General features: G+C 73.1%; 1 protein-coding gene. It reads left to right on the top strand.

The genetic code is table 11. From position 1 onward, the window contains the following. The coding region (locus tag PUR56_RS06895) for a beta-ketoacyl synthase N-terminal-like domain-containing protein (protein ID WP_329948258.1) at window positions 1–219 on the top strand (219 nt) is incomplete at both ends.

Here is a 219-nt window from a genome sequence, read left to right as displayed (position 1 = left end):
CGGTGGACACGGCGTGCTCGTCGTCGCTGGTCGCGCTGCACCTGGCCGCGCAGGCGCTGCGGTCGGGCGAGTGCTCGCAGGCGCTGGTCGGCGGCGTCACCGTGATGCCGAACCCGGATGTGTTCGTGGAGTTCTCGCGTCAGCGCGGGCTGGCTGCCGACGGCCGGTGCAAGTCGTTCGGTGCGGACGCGGACGGGACGGGTTGGTCCGAGGGTGTCG

The organism is Streptomyces sp. BE303, assembly GCF_036290945.1.
GTDB lineage: Bacteria > Actinomycetota > Actinomycetes > Streptomycetales > Streptomycetaceae > Kitasatospora.
Note: the sequence above shows the minus strand (reverse complement) of the source record. Positions and strands in the feature narration are given on the sequence as shown.